General features: G+C 67.5%; 13 protein-coding genes and 5 pseudogenes. 12 read left to right on the top strand and 6 right to left on the bottom strand.

Going from position 1 to position 16,519, the window contains the following annotated elements; translation table 11 throughout:
* Positions 1-248: 248 nt before the first annotated feature.
* The gene (locus OG609_RS44620) at positions 249-1,130 is read right to left on the bottom strand and encodes a LacI family DNA-binding transcriptional regulator (RefSeq protein WP_327278461.1); all 882 of its coding nucleotides are present in this window, start codon (positions 1,128-1,130) and stop codon (positions 249-251) included.
* Positions 1,131-1,692: 562 nt separating this feature from the next.
* On the opposite strand from OG609_RS44620, the gene OG609_RS44615 reads away from it, so the two are divergent.
* The gene (locus OG609_RS44615; protein ID WP_327278666.1) at positions 1,693-2,307 is read left to right on the top strand and encodes a hypothetical protein; all 615 of its coding nucleotides are present in this window, start codon (positions 1,693-1,695) and stop codon (positions 2,305-2,307) included.
* A gap of 94 nt (positions 2,308-2,401) precedes the next feature.
* Here OG609_RS44615 and OG609_RS44610 read toward each other — a convergent pair.
* Positions 2,402-2,593, bottom strand: a pseudogene (locus OG609_RS44610) (Mu transposase C-terminal domain-containing protein); the annotation flags it as partial.
* Between OG609_RS44610 and OG609_RS44605 the strand changes: the two are divergent.
* The 7 genes and pseudogenes from OG609_RS44605 (at position 2,538) to OG609_RS44575 (ending at position 10,944) form a co-directional block, all read left to right on the top strand.
* Positions 2,538-3,395 carry a PEP/pyruvate-binding domain-containing protein gene (locus tag OG609_RS44605; protein ID WP_327278460.1) on the top strand — a complete coding sequence of 286 codons (858 nt, stop codon included), beginning with the start codon at positions 2,538-2,540 and terminating at the stop codon, positions 3,393-3,395. The pseudogene OG609_RS44610 and the gene OG609_RS44605 overlap by 56 nt on opposite strands.
* Entirely contained in the window at positions 3,392-3,991 is a 600-nt protein-coding gene (locus OG609_RS44600; RefSeq protein ID WP_327278459.1) for a transcriptional regulator, read from the top strand. Before OG609_RS44605 ends, OG609_RS44600 begins: the two co-directional genes overlap by 4 nt.
* Before the next feature lie 640 nt (positions 3,992-4,631).
* Positions 4,632-5,435: a DUF6461 domain-containing protein gene (locus tag OG609_RS44595; protein ID WP_327278458.1), complete on the top strand. Its 804-nt coding sequence runs from the start codon at positions 4,632-4,634 to the stop codon at positions 5,433-5,435.
* Between the two features lie 120 nt (positions 5,436-5,555).
* Positions 5,556-6,254 (top strand): annotated as a pseudogene (locus OG609_RS44590) (IS256 family transposase); the annotation flags it as partial.
* A gap of 792 nt (positions 6,255-7,046) precedes the next feature.
* A pseudogene (locus OG609_RS44585) lies at positions 7,047-8,424 on the top strand (IS1380 family transposase).
* A 287-nt stretch (positions 8,425-8,711) separates the two neighbouring features.
* The gene (locus OG609_RS44580) at positions 8,712-10,088 is read left to right on the top strand and encodes an IS1380 family transposase (protein WP_327270970.1); all 1,377 of its coding nucleotides are present in this window, start codon (positions 8,712-8,714) and stop codon (positions 10,086-10,088) included.
* Positions 10,089-10,407: 319 nt separating this feature from the next.
* Positions 10,408-10,944: a hypothetical protein gene (locus tag OG609_RS44575; protein WP_327278457.1), complete on the top strand. Its 537-nt coding sequence runs from the start codon at positions 10,408-10,410 to the stop codon at positions 10,942-10,944.
* Between the two features lie 261 nt (positions 10,945-11,205).
* Here the strand turns inward: OG609_RS44575 and OG609_RS44570 are convergent, their stop codons facing one another.
* Together OG609_RS44570 and OG609_RS44565 are read right to left on the bottom strand one after the other, a co-directional pair.
* Positions 11,206-11,547, bottom strand: a complete 342-nt coding sequence (locus tag OG609_RS44570; RefSeq protein WP_327278456.1) for a hypothetical protein — start codon at positions 11,545-11,547, stop codon at positions 11,206-11,208.
* A gap of 651 nt (positions 11,548-12,198) precedes the next feature.
* A pseudogene (locus OG609_RS44565) lies at positions 12,199-12,431 on the bottom strand (YIP1 family protein); the annotation flags it as partial.
* Between OG609_RS44565 and OG609_RS44560 the strand changes: the two are divergent.
* The 4 genes from OG609_RS44560 to OG609_RS44545 all read left to right on the top strand — a co-directional run bounded on the left by OG609_RS44560 (position 12,415) and on the right by OG609_RS44545 (position 15,441).
* On the top strand, positions 12,415-12,867 hold the full coding sequence (locus OG609_RS44560; RefSeq protein ID WP_327278455.1) for a helix-turn-helix domain-containing protein: 453 nt from the start codon (positions 12,415-12,417) through the stop codon (positions 12,865-12,867). The pseudogene OG609_RS44565 and the gene OG609_RS44560 sit on opposite strands and share 17 nt — an antisense overlap.
* 460 nt (positions 12,868-13,327) lie before the next feature.
* Entirely contained in the window at positions 13,328-14,203 is an 876-nt protein-coding gene (locus OG609_RS44555) for an aminoglycoside phosphotransferase family protein (RefSeq protein ID WP_327278657.1), read from the top strand.
* 208 nt (positions 14,204-14,411) lie between these two features.
* Positions 14,412-14,666, top strand: a complete 255-nt coding sequence (locus OG609_RS44550) for a DUF6332 family protein (protein WP_326763256.1) — start codon at positions 14,412-14,414, stop codon at positions 14,664-14,666.
* A gap of 469 nt (positions 14,667-15,135) precedes the next feature.
* Positions 15,136-15,441, top strand: a complete 306-nt coding sequence (locus tag OG609_RS44545; protein ID WP_327278454.1) for a hypothetical protein — start codon at positions 15,136-15,138, stop codon at positions 15,439-15,441.
* A gap of 76 nt (positions 15,442-15,517) precedes the next feature.
* On the opposite strand, the pseudogene OG609_RS46645 reads toward OG609_RS44545, so the two are convergent.
* Positions 15,518-15,601 (bottom strand): annotated as a pseudogene (locus OG609_RS46645) (ATP/GTP-binding protein); the annotation flags it as partial.
* Positions 15,602-15,694: 93 nt separating this feature from the next.
* Positions 15,695-16,468 (bottom strand): hypothetical protein, encoded by a 774-nt coding sequence (locus OG609_RS44540; protein WP_327278453.1) that lies wholly within the window; start codon positions 16,466-16,468, stop codon positions 15,695-15,697.
* Positions 16,469-16,519 lie beyond the last annotated feature (51 nt).

Genomic DNA, 16,519 nt, shown 5'->3' with positions numbered 1-16,519 from the left:
GGAGTCACACCACCGGGAGATGACATGGCCCCTGATCACAGCCGGTGAAGCCACTTCGATGCACTACGCGGAAGCTCCTGCGTACCCGCGTTCTTGGCGGAGTCATCAACGAGTACAGATACGTGGCCTGACCTACGGCGACGAGTTTCCGAGCCCCACAGGTGTCGGAGCCGAAGGTCTGCGCTTCGGTCAGCCGGCCGATTCCCTGAGGATGAGTGTTCCGGGCAGCTGCCAGCGTTCCGCTGGATCTACTCGCCCCGGATCTGGCGCATCAGTAGGTCCACTGCCGTCTCGCCCATGGCGTCGTACGGCTGGCGCACCGTGGTCAGCGGGGGATCGAGCAGCGGGGCCGAGGTGCCGTCGTCGAAGCTCACGACGGCCACGTCGTCCGGGACACGGCGTCCGGTGGACCGGAGTGTGCGTAGGGCCGCAGCCGCCATGAAGTCGCTCACGGTGAACAGCGCGTCGCACTCCGGTCCCTCCGCGAGGAATTCCTCCAGTTCCGGGATGCGAGCAGGTGGTGTCATCGCTTGGTGGGTGACGACGAGCCGGCTGTCGGCACGGATGCCCGCCTGTGCGAGGGCGTCGAGATAGCCTTGGTGCCGGTCCCGCGCGAAGCCCACATGCGGCGAGATGGTCAGGTGGGCGATGCGGCGCCGGCCGCGCGTGAGGAGGTGGCCGACGGCGGCGCGCGCCCCGTCCCGGTTGTCGCAGGACACCGTGGGCACTGGATTGTCGCGAGCGACGTCGTCCACGGCGACGACCGGCAGCCCCAGCCGTGCCGCCTGTTCCTGCACGGAGGAGTGCAGGGCGGGGGCGAACAGGATGAGGCCCTCGGACGGGAGATCGGCCAGGTCCGCGATCGCGGTCGCAGTCGGCGAGCTGCCCTTGCCGCGCGCGGTGGACGTCAGATCCAGCGGGACGACGTGCAGCAGTACCCGGTAGCCGCGCTCAGCGGCGGCGCGGGACACGCTGCGCACGCCTGCTTCGTACCAACTCCACGAGGAGTCCGGGACGATCACGCTGAGGGCGCGGCTCCGGCCGGTGCGCAAGGCGCGCGCCGTGGCGGACGCCCGGTATCCCAGGCGGGCCGCGACCTCGCGTACGTGTTCGCGGGTCTCGGAGCTCACATCGCGGTGGTCGTTGGAGGAGAGGGCGCGCGACGCCCGCGGCCGAGGGCACCCCCGGCCTGCAGCCACCTTTTCCTGCGAGCCGTGCCCGCGGTACTCGGGGCGATCTTGCGGAGTGTGCCGCGGAGTGCCGGGCTGGTAGAGGACGATGGCCATCAGCGGTCGTCGGTGGTGGCGGCTGTGCTGGTAGGCGGGGAGGCCTGGGTGCGGTTAGAGGTGCATGTGGAGTCGGGTGCGGGGGAGCTGCGTTCGTTGCAGGGCTGGTTGCGGTCGGATCCGGATGTGTGGCTTTGTTCACGAGAACCGACAGCACATGTTCACCACTTCGGGAGGCGGTGAGTCCGAAAGTGTTCGAAGGGCGTACCGATGAGATTCGGCTGTGGGGTCCCGCGAGACGCTTCGCTGGTGATGATGCACTTCGGTCACGACTTGGGGAAGTGGATGGGCCTGTCGTGTACCTGCGGTACACGCTGTGCCTATGGCGAGACGATCACAGGTCCGGACGGGTACGCCGGGCGGCTGCCTTCTCAACGGATGCCTGACCGTTCTGGGACTGCTGCTCGTGGCCGTCGTCGGCGTGTGGATCTGGCTGGAGACACAGCCGGCGCGTGATGAGGCCCAGGCGCGCAAGAACCTGCGGGAGAACGTCGAAGTGCTCCGCGACCGGCTGGGCGAGGCAGCGGCCGACGGCAGCCTTCCCGATACGGAGATCGTCCAGGTCTTCCCTCCCTCGAAGCCCGCCAAGGGCTTCGTCGGCGTGACGCGGCAGGGCGAGGCGGTCACCGTGGTCGCGGAAGTGCTCGGTCAGGGGCCGCCACGGGCCTTTATCTTCGTGTATGAGCGGTTTGTGACAGGCTGTTACGCCTTCGAGGTGCCGCCCCCGGCCCCCGGGGCCCCGCGGCCCTCCATCCGGGAACTACCGCAGGAGGCGTGCGCGGCGGGCGCGGCCACGCTCCCCGGACCCGATCGTCGGGATCAACAGTCACATGACTCGAAGTGGTCCTTCAGAGAGGGAGACCGGCTCACCTCCGCACAGAGTCTGTTCGAATCCAGGGATCACTCCAGTGCCTCCCGAAGTGGTGAACATGTGCTGTCGGTTCTCGTGAACAAAGCCAGGTGGTGGAGGCTTCGAAGCGCCGGCGGCGCAGCTTCTCCGCGGCCTTCAGATCAGCCTTGAGCCGACGGGCGGCCGCGGTGCGTGCTGCCTGGACGGAGCGGATCTGCTCCCGGCTCGCCGCGGCGGCCAGGAATGCCGAACCGAGGTGGCGGCCGGTTGTGGCGTCGAAGACTTCGATGGTGTCGTCGTGGTGGGGCAGGTGCCGTACCGAGACTTTGGTGCCGGTCCGGCCGTTCATCCACGGTGCGAGGTAGTCACGCCGTCGCCACCGCACCCCGGACGTACTGATCGTGTACGTACGCCCGTCGTCCTCCAGAGCGAACGTCGCCAGCAGCCCCGCGGACACGTCCGGAACCAGCCCGCAGGCCGCCGCGTATACCGCCCGGACAAGTCGGTCAGCCGACCCCGTGGTGTCGGTGATCGTGCAGAGGCTGGTCCGCGCCGAAGTGGCCGGGGTGTTGTTCACTCGCCAACCGGTCACCGGCGCCGACCAGGTGGTGATCGAGGCGGCTCGCGGACTTGGCGACAAGGTCGTCAACGGGAGCCTCACCCCGCAGAGGTGGACCATCGACGGCGACGTGCTCACGACCCCGGAGACCGTCGTGGAGACGGTCCTGACCGCGGTGCAGGTGCGCGCGCTGGGCGAGACCGGCCGCCGGATCGAGGCCTCGTTCGGATGCCCGCAAGACGTCGAGTGGGCCATCGCCGACGGCACGGTATGGGTGCTGCAAGCTCGCCCCATCACCACGGTTGCCGTGCCGGACGGACATGCGGCCCGCGATGCCGGCGAGGCGCTTGTCACAGGCACGCCGGCCAGCCCCGGCACCGCAACCGGGCTGGTACGGATGATCGGCGGGCTGGACGACTTCATCCGCTTCAGGTCCGGTGACGTGCTGGTATGTCGCACGACCTCACCGGCCTGGACCCCGCTGCTGGCCCGCGCCGCCGCGGTCGTCACCGAGGTCGGCGGGGTTCTCAGCCACGCTGCGATCGTGGCCCGCGAGTTCCGGATTCCGGCAGTCACGGCCGCCGACGACGCGATGACTGTGCTGGCCGACAGACTTTGCGTCGTCGTGGACGGCAGCCGCGGCAACGTCGCCCTCGCTGGACAGGCCCGGCAACGAGATCACACCACGGAGCGCAGATGAGCCAGACTTCCCCGATCGACCTCCTGGTGCTGCACGCCGTTCGGACCATGGGCTACGCCGACACCGCACGGGTAGCCGCTCGCCTGAGCATGACTGAGGACGAGGCGCGTGAGTACCTGCTGGACCCCCAGGCCCAGGGCTGGATCACCTTCTCTTCCTTCGCCGGTGACGGGGGCTGGTCGCTGACCGAGTCCGGCAAAGCACATGGGGAGCGGCTGCTGGCGGCTGAGCTCGACGAAGCCGGCGTCCGTGCAGCTGTCGAGAAGGTCCACCGGGACTTCCTGCCGCTCAACGACCTCATGGCCGCCGCCTGCACCGCCTGGCAGCTGGCCGAGATGGGCATCGACGATCAGACCGTGACCCTCGCCCAGACGATTACGGCGCTCGAAGGCCCCGCCGCTGCGCTGGCCGGGCTCGAGGGCCGCCTGACGGCCCATCTCGACCGGTTCTCCGGCTACCAGCAGCGTTTCACCGAAGCCCTGACCAAGGCACATGCGGAACCTGCCTGGATCACCGGCACCGACCGTGACTCCTGCCACCGGGTCTGGTTCGAGCTGCACGAAGACCTGATCGCCACCCTCGGCGTGACGCGCTGATCCCGCCTGAACAAGCAGAGGGAGACCGGGGCCGACGAACTCCAGAAAGGAGAAAGGACAAGCGGCGCCCGCCAAGATCCAGGCCGACGCGTTCTACGGGGGTGGAGGAGTCGGAACGTCCAGTCGAGTCCTCGTCCCACCTCTCAGGGGCCAGAGGCCACAGGTCGGGGATGCCGAGTCGCCGGTCGATCACTTGAGAGGCGTCTGGCAGATTGTTGGGGACGGAAATGAGAGTGTCCTGACGAGTCGGGGCTGGACAGTCATGGAAGTCGCTCCCACGACGTTCAGGACCGGTTCTGCGCCTTGGACGATCTCGAAGACGAAGGTCGCTCCGCTGGGCAGGGCCGTGAGTGTGCACAGGTCACCGAAGGCGAGGGACGCATCGGGCTGCCGGGGGCAGCCGGCCTGGTCGACAGCTTGCGTGCCGCAGGGAAGACCCGGGTCCTCCCGTACTGGCACAGAGCGCTTGTTCCGTGAGTGCGCTGTTCCTGGCCGGCTTCGGGCACACGGACGAACAGCACCTGAGCATTGGCTCGGGAGGCGTTCGCCAGCTGCGATCGACGCGGGATGTCCACGGGTTGCGACAGCGCCTCGCCTGCTTCACCAGCCCTTGTCAGTGGTGGCAGGCAAACTGTGGTGCATGACTTCGGTGACCGCACATGACTACGCCTGGATACGGTCCTCCCCGTTTTTCCGCTACGCGCTGGAGACCGGATACACCCTGACCCTGGTGCGCGGCGTTGCCCCAGGGGAGGTGCTGCGGGTAATGGAAGCGGAGCCGCAAGGCATGTGCACGGGGGTGGACGCGCTGATTGAGCAGCAGGAGGAACTGTTCGACGCGACGGACTACTCCTACGAGTCCTTCCTCGCGGGCGCGTTCACCGTGCCAGGCGCGGGCGGCGACTGGACACTTGTTTTGCACTTCGACGGCGGCGTGGCTATGCAGCCGCGCTTCCTGGAAGCCCTGTCGGCGGGTGGGCGTGCCGTGGTGCACTCCAGCAATGGAGGTAAGCCCATCCACCTGTTCCACTGGTATGAGGACGGGGAGCTTCGGACCGCCTTCGAGTGGCCCATGGCCAGGGACGGCGGCACCCCCGACGCCCTCAACTCGGTGATGCGTGAGGTCGGTTTCGATCTTTCCGACGACGAGGGCGACACCGGCGTGCGCGTCGACACCAAGGCGGCGGTCCTCGCCCTCGCCGAGCGGCTGACCGGTGTGCGGGTGACGGAGGAACTGCTCCAGGATGCCGAGTACCAGCTCGGGCATGTGCCGGAGGAGCCTGCCGAGGAGTGGACGGGTCTCGTCATCGACATCACCGACGCCCAGGGGGAACGCTTCTACAAGGAAGTCACCCGCGAGGAGGTCGAGGCCGCCATGACGCGCGCCCGCGCCGAGGCCGCAGATCCGATTGTCATCCGCAGGCCCTCATCACCCGCCCCCTGATCCTCACGATGGCCAAAGCGGATGCGGTAGTCCTGTGGGACCGCCAGGAGCTTGGGGGGACCAGCCTGTGAAGGGTCTGTACGGTGAGCGGTGTAACTCCCGATCTGGAAGCGACAGTTGATGACTGACGTGACGAGTGGCATCGAGGCCGGGGAGGCCGCTGTGAGTGGGACGGGCGCCGTGGATGAGGGGCTGGTCGCCGAGCTGGTGGCCCGGGCCCAGGCCGGTGGGGTGAAGCTCACCGGGGAGGGCGGGCTGCTGCAGCAGCTGACCAAGCGGGTGCTGGAGTCCGCGCTGGAGGGCGAGCTCACTGATCACCTGGGGCACGAGCCCGGTGAGCGGGCCGAGGGCGGTCGGGAGAACTACCGCAACGGGCACCGGTCCAAGACGGTGATCACCGAGTCGGGGCCGGTCGAGATCGCGGTGCCGCGAGACCGGGCCGGGTCGTTCGAGCCGCAGCTGGTCAAGAAGCGGCAGCGGCGTCTGGGCGGGGTGGACGAGATGGTCCTGTCGCTGTCGGCGAAAGGACTCACACATGGGGAGATCTCCGCGCATCTCGCCGAGGTGTACGGCGCGGAGATCTCCAAGTCCACGATCTCCACGATCACCGACAGCGTGATGGCCGGCATGACGGAATGGCAGAACCGTCCGCTGGACAGCGTCTACCCGGTCGTCTTCATCGACTGTGTGAACGTGAAGGTCAGGGACGGGCACGTCGCCAACCGGCCTGTCTACATGGCAGTAGCGGTCACCGCCGAGGGACACCGGGACATCCTGGGCCTGTGGATCGGCGACGGCGGGGAGGGCGCGAAGTACTGGTCCGAGGAGCCTGCAGGAGCCACGAACCCGAATCGCGCCCTGGTATGGAAGACGAAGCCCTCCGCCTCGGCCTGGGCACGCCGACGAACCCGTATTTGGGGCTGCCACCGAGCCAGGACCGTTTCCTCGATCGCCCGGACATGCGGCGGACCCGGCGGACGGCGTGCTCCGGACTTCTTTGTCACCCACCGCTGCACGGTGCGCTGTGAAACGCCCAGGAGGCGCGCCACCTTCTTCTCTTCGTGGAGCCCTTCTCGGCCCTCATGAGGAAACGCAATGCCGAGGCGCCTGTTCCAGTGCGGGCTGACGGCACTCGCGCAGTGGGTGCACGCACAGCCATGGCATGCACCTCAGCACTCCGCTCGTTGCCCTGTTGCGTGCCCAAAGACGCCCACGCAGCACTGACAATCGGCAGGCCGAACCGCGGCGCTCTCGAGCCCTCCGTCCGTCACCATCTCTGTCTCCCGTTCGGCGTCTATAACCCAGGTTTACCCATCGTGCGCCCTGTACGGCGGATCTCGATCGTGGGAGGCCGCGTCTGTGAGAGGTATGGCAGCGCAGACAGCCATAGAGGTCAAGCGCCGGGGAGAGAGTCGTGGGGGAGATCAGTGACGGACTGATGCGGCCGCAGCGCGCCACTCCCCGCCATTGGCAACTCCGCCACTCGTTAGCCTCGGGCTTTCACGTGGCTGGGTGTCCGATGCGTGATCGGAAACGCGAAGAGTGCTCCTGACCTGCAACGATGGGACTTGTCTAGGGTCCAGGTCGGCGCATGAAAGAAGCACTCCTCAGGTGAAGAAGCGTATCGGGTCCTATCCGCGTGTCCGCATCGAGGGCGGCGGGAGCGGGGTGGTCTCGCAGGCTGGCGGAGTACTGCTGGTCGAGACTGCCCGTAAGACCGGCCTGGATACCGAGATATCGGCGGCGCTGAGGCCGTGGCGGCGGCCTCGGGCGGTGCACGATCCGGGCAAGATCCTGCTGGATGTGGCTCTCGCGGTCGCGCTGGGCGGGGACTGCCTGGCCGATGCGGGACTGCTGCGGGCCGAGCCGGCCGTGTTCGGGCCGGTGGCCTCCGACCCAACGGTCTCCCGGCTGATCGACACCCTCGCCGCGGCCGGGGACAAGGCCCTGACCGCGATCCGCTCGGCGCGCGCCGAAGTGCGCGAGTACGTCTGGACGTTGGCCAAAGATGCGGCGCCGGATAGGGGCGGCCAGGTGATTGTGGACCTGGACGGAGTGCTGGTCCTGGCCCACTCCGACAAGCAGGACGCGGCCGCGACCTGGAAGAAGTCGTTTGGACATCACCCCCTGATGGGCTTCGTCGACCACGGAAGCGGTGGCACCGGGGAGCCGGTGGCAGCACTGTTGCGGCCGGGGAACGCGGGATCCAACACCGCCGCCGACCACATCACCGCCACTCAACTCGCTTTGGCCCAGCTTCCCCAAGCGTCACCGGCGCGGCCGGTCCACACTGATCCGTACCGACTCCGCGGGCGGCACCCATGAGTTCCTCGCCTGGCTCACGAAACGGGGCCGGTGGCTGTCGTACTCGGTCGGGATGACCATCACTGAGCAGATTCATCAGGCCGTGTTGAAGGTCCCGGCCTCCGCCTGGACCCCAGCGGTCGAGCCGGGCGGCGAGATCCGCGACGGCGCCTGGACCGCCGAACTCGACGGCGACACACTCAAGGGCTGGCCGAAGGGAATGCGGCTGATCGTCCGCAAGGAACGGCCCCACCCCGGCGCCCAGTTGCGCTTCACCGACGCCGACGGCCTGCGGCTCACCTGCTTCGCCACCAACACGACGGGCGGGAAGATCACGGACCTGGAACTGAGGCACCGCCGACGGGCGAGGGCAGAGGACCGCATTCGGAACGCACGGGCCACCGGCCTGCGGAACCTGCCCCTGCACGAGACCGCACAGAACCGGATCTGGCTGGAGATCGTCCAGCTCGCCCTCGACCTGCTCGCCTGGATGCCGATGCTCGCTCTGACCGGCAAACCCCGCCTCTGGGAGCCCCGCCGCCTGCGGTTGCGGCTGTTCTCCGCCGCTGCCCAACTCATCACCACCGCCCGCCAACGGCACCTGCGATTCGCCCACCACTGGCCATGGACCGACGTGATCACAGACGCGATCAGACGGCTCGACACCCTCCCGAACCCACGCTGACCAGCAACAACCCGTCCCGACGAGCAGAAGAGCCACCGACCGGAACCGTGGAATCCGGCGCCCACCCGATGCGACGATCGGGCCACCCGTATGCCCGCACACGCTCCACAACGACGCATTGGCCGCCAGCCGAAGCTGACGACCAATCACGAAAGATCGAGGTTAGCCTCGGGCTTTCACGTGGCTGGGTGTCCGATGCGTGATCGGAAACGCGAAGAGTGCTCCTGACCTGCAACGATGGGACTTGTCTAGGGTCCAGGTCGGCGCATGAAAGAAGCACTCCTCAGGTGAAGAAGCGTATCGGGTCCTATCCGCGTGTCCGCATCGAGGGCGGCGGGAGCGGGGTGGTCTCGCAGGCTGGCGGAGTACTGCTGGTCGAGACTGCCCGTAAGACCGGCCTGGATACCGAGATATCGGCGGCGCTGAGGCCGTGGCGGCGGCCTCGGGCGGTGCACGATCCGGGCAAGATCCTGCTGGATGTGGCTCTCGCGGTCGCGCTGGGCGGGGACTGCCTGGCCGATGCGGGACTGCTGCGGGCCGAGCCGGCCGTGTTCGGGCCGGTGGCCTCCGACCCAACGGTCTCCCGGCTGATCGACACCCTCGCCGCGGCCGGGGACAAGGCCCTGACCGCGATCCGCTCGGCGCGCGCCGAAGTGCGCGAGTACGTCTGGACGTTGGCCAAAGATGCGGCGCCGGATAGGGGCGGCCAGGTGATTGTGGACCTGGACGGAGTGCTGGTCCTGGCCCACTCCGACAAGCAGGACGCGGCCGCGACCTGGAAGAAGTCGTTTGGACATCACCCCCTGATGGGCTTCGTCGACCACGGAAGCGGTGGCACCGGGGAGCCGGTGGCAGCACTGTTGCGGCCGGGGAACGCGGGATCCAACACCGCCGCCGACCACATCACCGCCACTCAACTCGCTTTGGCCCAGCTCCCCAAGCGTCACCGGCGCGGCCGGTCCACACTGATCCGTACCGACTCCGCGGGCGGCACCCATGAGTTCCTCGCCTGGCTCACGAAACGGGGCCGGTGGCTGTCGTACTCGGTCGGGATGACCATCACTGAGCAGATTCATCAGGCCGTGTTGAAGGTCCCGGCCTCCGCCTGGACCCCAGCGGTCGAGCCGGGCGGCGAGATCCGCGACGGCGCCTGGACCGCCGAACTCGACGGCGACACACTCAAGGGCTGGCCGAAGGGGATGCGGCTGATCGTCCGCAAGGAACGGCCCCACCCCGGCGCCCAGTTGCGCTTCACCGACGCCGACGGCCTGCGGCTCACCTGCTTCGCCACCAACACGACGGGCGGGAAGATCACGGACCTGGAACTGAGGCACCGCCGACGGGCGAGGGCAGAGGACCGCATTCGGAACGCACGGGCCACCGGCCTGCGGAACCTGCCCCTGCACGAGACCGCACAGAACCGGATCTGGCTGGAGATCGTCCAGCTCGCCCTCGACCTGCTCGCCTGGATGCCGATGCTCGCTCTGACCGGCAAACCCCGCCTCTGGGAGCCCCGCCGCCTGCGGTTGCGGCTGTTCTCCGCCGCTGCCCAACTCATCACCACCGCCCGCCAACGGCACCTGCGATTCGCCCACCACTGGCCATGGACCGACGTGATCACAGACGCGATCAGACGGCTCGACACCCTCCCGAACCCACGCTGACCAGCAACAACCCGTCCCGACGAGCAGAAGAGCCACCGACCGGAACCGTGGAATCCGGCGCCCACCCGATGCGACGATCGGGCCACCCGTATGCCCGCACACGCTCCACAACGACGCATTGGCCGCCAGCCGAAGCTGACGACCAATCACGAAAGATCGAGGTTAGTAAAAGGGACGCTTCAAATCCGCCCTCCGTACGGGAATCATCCCCTTGTCTCTCCGTTCACTTTGCACCGGTTGTCATAGGGCGCCGATAGCGTGGTCAGCGCGGGCATGCCATGTGGGCAAGCCCGCTCCGGACCGGTGGAAGGACGTGCATATGGCGGATACGAGCAGCATCCTGCGGGCGGCGTGGGTGCCCGACGATGACCCCGAACGGGACTGGGCTGTCGCAGCGGGTCTGGCTGTGGACTGGATCCGGCAGGAGTGCGCGGAGCAAGGTGCCACCGGTGTGCTGGTGCTCAACGCCTTCGGGGTGGAACAGCAGATCCCGGCCCTGCGGCGCTTCGCGGCAGAACACACCATCACCACACCGCGTGCCTCGGGTGAACGCGTCGGGCGCGGGACCGGGCCGGTTTTCGCGTACGTGCCGGACGCGAAGAGCCTCGACTTCGCGATGAACCTGGCCCGGGCGTCGTCGCTGGTTGTGGTGGAGAGCGCCCACGGGTTTCCGCTCAAGGGCTGGGCACGCCAGCTCGGTGCCGTCGATCTCACTCGGCCCGAAGGAGAGCACGCTGATCAGCCCGGACCGTGCGGACCATCATCAAGACGGCCGCCCGCGCGGCCGGGCTCATCAAGGACGAGGACGAACGGGCCCGGCGGGACGCGCCGGCCCGACCGGGTGCGGCCGGCCTGACACCCTCTGCGGCCAGAGCGGTCTTGCCGTGCCGCACACTGTCGGTCTCGAATTGCCCGACCACCGCGCCCAAGCCTTCGTTCCGTCTCTGATTTCATTCCCCGGCCCCCTCTCTCGGCCCCAGAGGGTGCTCGGCGGGGTTCCGGAACCCAACTCGCGGCCGCGGCCGCGTGATTGGCGGCACAGCTTGCGAATACCACAGGCAGAGGGCCGGCTCCCGTGGACGCTCCGCCCTTCGGCAGCGGCAGGTCCGGGATGCCGCTACGCAGGTACGACGTGGACGCTCTGCGCGACGTTGCCGGGGTTGCAGGCGGCCGCGGCCACCATGGGTGCGTCGACGGTGTAGTTGCTGTACGCGACGTACCCCACGCCCGACTGCACGTCGAGGCAGACCACCTTGGCCTGGTAGGTGCCGGTGTCGCACTGCACCTTGCCCAGTCCGTAGTAGTGGCTGTTGGGGCCGTCATGGAGCCACTCGATCCAGGTGACGCAGCCGGTGGGCGGATCGGCCTGGGCCACGGGGGCTGCTTGAGCGGGGGCAGCAGCCAGAGCGGACAACCCGAGGACGGCTGTCGCGAGGGTCACCATGGTTCGCTTGAGCATCAATTTCTCCTGCATTTCGAGTAGGGAAACGTTAACTAGTTCTGCCGGAGGCCATCGCTGCTGGCCTTCTTTGCCGGACGGATGCGGTGATTAACGTGATGGTCATTCACGTATGCATGCAGAAGTTCAATGGAACTCTGCATATCCTTTTCCTCGTCCACTCTTAATCCATCTGACGGGAAATGCACCGCTATCGTTGATGGTCCATTCAAAGGTCATTAACTGCGCCAGTTGGGCTGAATTTCAAGTGCGCGCCATAAAAACCGGCCTGAACCCCTTCCTGTTGACGTCGTGATACTCCCTGGCGAATTCTCCGCTCACGCAAGGAGGCGCCGGCTTGCTCCGGTGAAAGCGCATACATATCTTTTCGGAGGTCATCCATAGGAGCAAGAAGACGTTGGTTACGATTAGATAAACAAGCGGAAAGGGGGGGTGGCAAAGCGTAGGCAGGAACCGATGGAAATACGAAAAAATGCAACTTTAGGCGTCTTGCGCTATCAGGTAGGGAGCTCGAAGTCTTCGCGCACGACGTTGCGCTTGAACGTGGTCACGCCGAGTGTGTCGCCCTCGTCGTCCCGAGACATCCGCGTGTAGGCCCCAGCGGACTGAGTCCGCCGGGGCCCTTCCTCGTGCTCGTGCTCGTACGTCGTACTAGAACGTGCCCAGCTTGATGATCGCGAGGATCGCGAGCAGCTGGATGGATGCCGCGCCCAGTGCCTTCGGCCACGGCAGGTCGTGCGACTTGCTCACCATCGTCGTGAGCAGCGCGCCCGCCGCGATCCAGGTCACCCAGCCGAGCAGCTGCACGAAGGGCTGGCCGCCGCCGAGGAACATCGCCACGACCACGCGGGCGCGTCCGTGATCGACATGATCGACAGCAGCCCCGTTGCCGCGCCCACGGCCGACGCCCCCGCGACAGCGGCCGACAGGCCCGTCAGCGCCCCCGTGGCGTCCTCGGCGCCCCGGACGACGGACGGCGCAGCATTTGCACGCCCCGCCGACCGTGCCCCGGCCCGCAAGGACGTCACGGCGTCCGTCGCCGCAGCCCATGCCGCCGCAGGCCGGGTGAGCGCCCGCGTTGACGTCGTCGACCAGGAGCCGCCCGCCGAAAAGGCCGGCCCCGTGAAGGACTGGGACCTGGCCGGTCTCCCGGCCGACTGCGCGCCCGGCCGTGCCCCCGAGCTGCTGACGGACACCCAGGCCCACGCCCGGATCCGGTACGGCCACAAGCACGGCTGGAGCCAGCGCCGCGTCGCCACATTCGCAGGCCGCTCTCCGTCGACGATTCACAAGCACTATTCGGCGCTCGCTGCTGAATAGCAGTGCTGGAATTGGTGCCGCTTTCCCCGGTATTCGTTTCCGGGGAAAGCGGCGCTTTTCGTTTTGGGGGCGAGCGGTGTTCGTATTCGGGTGGTTGGTGATCGGTGCTGTTTTGTCGGTGGGTGTTCGTCATCATTTTGTCAGTGGATTGGTGGTGTTTCCTGGCTGATGATGCGGGGTGCTGGGTTCTGACAGCGGATGCCGATGAGTGACTGTCGTTTTTGCGGGGTGTGGTAGTCGGTTTGCTGCTGATCGCTATCAGGTGGGGTGTTTATGCTGGTCAGCGGGGTGGTGTGGCCGGGGGATCCCAGTGAAGGCTGAGCGATTCTCGCCGAAGGGCTGGGTGACTGCTCTGGTCCGATTCGCTCGTCGGCTTGCGGTCGCAGCGAGTGGTGGAAAAGCGGTGGACAAAGATCGCGTGAGCGGCAGACTGACCCGTGTGAAACGACTGCTGGTGGATGTGGAGAGCGTCACTACGCGGTTGGTACGTCGATTCGGTCCCCAGGTTGCCGAATGGTGCGCTGACACGCCGGGTCTCATCGCGCGGCTGACGTCCCAGTGGGGACTTTCGCTCGGTGAGTCCCTCCCGGACGGTGCTTCGTCGGTCACGTTGCGGTGCCATTGGCCCGACGGCACGCCTGCGGTGCTGAAAATCAGTCCGGAGCGGGCCCTTCTGGCCGAGCAGGTCGGAATGCTGGGGTGGTTCGCTGCCTCGGGCCGGGTGCCTGCTGTGCTGGCCGTCGACGAGAAAGCGGGCGCAATGGTGTTGGAGGAGATCGTGCCCGGAACGCCGGCGGAGGACATGCCTGCTGCTTCGCTTCCGGGACAGTGGTCGGAGCTGCTCGCCGCCTTGCACGGAGTCGCTGTGCCTCCGCTGCCGACGCGTGTGCTGCGTGGGCGGTGCGAGGAGGCCTTCGCCCGGGTCGGCAGGCGGCTGTCCGAGCCTGCGATCAGTGCACGGATGGACGTCACCACGTGGGACAGGGCCATCCAGCGGTGCGAGCGGCTGCTGGACACGGAAGCGACAACCGTGTTGCTCCACGGTGACCTGCACCTGGGCAACGTGCTCGACGGCGGTGCGGAGCGCGGTCTGATGGCCATTGATCCGAAGGCATGTGTGGGTGATCCGTGCTTCGACGCTGTGGACTACGTCGTGGCCGGCGCCGGGCTGGAGGGCGTTGAGACCCGCTGTGCGCGCGTGGCGGAGGCGTGCGGGCTCGATGGCGACCGGCTCCATGCCTGGAGCCGGGTGATCGCGCCGTTTGCGGCCATCGCCCACCTCGGTAGCGGTGGTGAGGAGCCGGTGATCGATGAACTGCTCGCGTTGACCCGGTGAGCACACCCGGTATTCCCGATCGCCTCGTGCCCCGCGCTCACCGACGTCGCCGTACGTGCTGTGCAGAGCTGTAGCGGTCTCAAGTCCGAAGGCCAGGTCGGACCCCAGACCTGGAAGTACCTCGACACCCCCATGTCCGGCTGCGGCCACTGAGCCAGGTGCTGTTCGGTCCAGGCGCAATGGCTTGACGTGATGTGAGACTTGCAGCATGGACATGGGGCGTGAGTCGCGGTGGGAAAAGGACGCAATGACGGTGGAGATCGTTTTTGCTCTGGTGACTGCCGTCGTGCTGGCTGCGGCGGTCTTTGCCGTCGCTCTGGCTCTCGCACTGGCTTTTGGCGTCTCTGGTCCAGCGGGGAAGGGCGCGTTGGTGGGGGGTGCGCTGCTCGGAGCGGCGGCCGGAGTGTGGCGTTTGGTGCGGGTGCTGCGTCGGTTCGACGCACAGCGCCGTAAAGGTCACTGACCGCAGGCCTCCTCCTTGGGGTCGGTAGCCCGCCGGCGGTTGTTCCAGCATGTGGTGCCGGAGGCACCCCCGCGGCCTCAGGGTGGCGGTCGGCGTCGGCATGGCGACCGTGCCCTGGGCTCGCCGATGTCCCGGAGCCGGAATCACCTGCGGCACCTATTGCGTCATGCCCCGCGGGTTCTCCTGCGTGATGATCTGCGGGTTTTTGTCGGTGGTGGTTCGGCGTTGTGATGTCAGTGAGTGAGTAGCGGGCTCTTTGCTGTTCATTGGGTTGTCGTGGGTGGTTCGACTGCTGTCATGGATGCCGATCTGGTGCTGACGTTTTTGGTGATGGTGCGGGTCAGTTGGTTGACGGTCGGTATGGCGCGGGGTGCGTTGTCGCTGGTCGGGGCTGTGGTGGCCGGGGCTGGGTGCCGATGGTTGGGGATGGTGCGGCTGGTGTCGCCTTCTACGGTGTGGGCTTCAGGTGGTGACGGAACGCAACGCCGCCCGCCGGATCGAGGACCGCCAGCGCCAGGCGGAGGAGCAGGCGGTCGAGACGGAGCTCTGTACTGTCCAGCTTCGGGAGGAGCGGGCCCGGATCGAGGCTGTGGCGGAGGCTGCCGACGGCTACGCCCGGCTGACGCCGCGCCAGCGCTCCGCCCGCCGCGTCGCCCGCATGCTGCTGGTTGCGATTTCTCGGTTTCGGGACAGTGGTGGTGAGAGACAGTCAGCAGTGGTGTGTTGTCACTGGTCAGCGGCGGTTTCGGGATGCGGTTCGCTGTCTCGGGGGTGAGAGATGGTGTGGGTGCCTGCTGTCACCGGGCGATAGATGTGCAGGTCAGGCACTGTCACGAAAACGAGAGTTCTCAGCCGAGCCGTGCCGGGAACGCCCCGCATTCCACGAGGGAAGCCCGCCCCGCGAGTTGCGCCCCGCGTACCCCACTGAACAAGGGCGGCTTCGGGATGCTGCAGGACCACGGTCCGATGCCGAGTCACGAGCGTGAAGTGAGGGCTGTTCTGGGTGTTCGTCGGCTGGCGACGGCATCTCAGTGCCAGGTGTTGTCGTTTCCGGAGGCCTTGGTCGGGAGCCGGTAGCCGAACTCCTCCCGGAGCTTTGGGGCGGCAGCGTCCGAGCGCATCGACAGCGCGATGAGCACGGCGAAGCCGAGCGCCCAGATGCCGGCGACGATCAGTACCGGCGCGACATCCGCGGTCCGGTGGACCACGGTGCCGAGCGCTGCGGCGCCGAGCAGCGCCCAGACCGTTGTCGCCGCGTGCAGCTCGGACGCCTGGGTCGTCGTCGCGGTGATCGCGTGCGCGCGGTCGATGTCGGTCACGTCCGCGCCCCCGCGGTGCACCCGTACAAGGGTGCGTCGCAGTCGCCGGATCCGGAGCACCCTGATGCCGAGCAGTACGAGCAGGCATAGGACGCCGAGCCCGACGCCGACCAGCTGCCCCTGTCTCCAGATGGCAGCCGTGGGTGAGAGTGAGGGGCTCATCATGGGGATGACGATGCTCGTCACGACCGCCGGGAAGAACGGCGTGCGTGTGACGGGGCCACGCACCTCGACCGCATTCCTCAGCGCCGACGAGTCCTCAGCCGGTGCGTACATGCCCGCGAGCGCCAGCTGATGGAAGGTCAGGGCATAGCCGAGCACGATCAGGAAGACGGCGATGCCCAGCGCCGCAGCGATGAGCGGACCGCCGAACACCGGCACGAAACCTGGCGGGTCGTCGGGGAGACCGAGTCTGCCGATGAGCGCGAGGACGGGAAGCAGACCGAACAGCGCCCCGCAGCCCACGGCCGCTGCGCCCGACACGCGTACCAGGCCGCCAGTGATCAGGACGCTGCGGGTCGGCGGCAGCTCGGG

This window comes from Streptomyces sp. NBC_01224, from assembly GCF_036002945.1.
GTDB lineage: Bacteria > Actinomycetota > Actinomycetes > Streptomycetales > Streptomycetaceae > Streptomyces.
Note: the sequence above shows the minus strand (reverse complement) of the source record. Positions and strands in the feature narration are given on the sequence as shown.

Excerpts from the sequence above, each read along its gene's own strand:
- OG609_RS44600 (WP_327278459.1), top strand. The coding sequence starts at position 3,392 with ATGAGCCAGACTTCCCCGATCGACCTCCTGGTGCTGCACGCCGTTCGG.
- OG609_RS44595 (WP_327278458.1), top strand. The coding sequence starts at position 4,632 with ATGACTTCGGTGACCGCACATGACTACGCCTGGATACGGTCCTCCCCG.
- OG609_RS44575 (WP_327278457.1), top strand. The coding sequence starts at position 10,408 with ATGGCGGATACGAGCAGCATCCTGCGGGCGGCGTGGGTGCCCGACGAT.
- OG609_RS44570 (WP_327278456.1), bottom strand. The coding sequence starts at position 11,547 with ATGCTCAAGCGAACCATGGTGACCCTCGCGACAGCCGTCCTCGGGTTG.
- OG609_RS44560 (WP_327278455.1), top strand. The coding sequence starts at position 12,415 with ATGATCGACAGCAGCCCCGTTGCCGCGCCCACGGCCGACGCCCCCGCG.
- OG609_RS44550 (WP_326763256.1), top strand. The coding sequence starts at position 14,412 with ATGGACATGGGGCGTGAGTCGCGGTGGGAAAAGGACGCAATGACGGTG.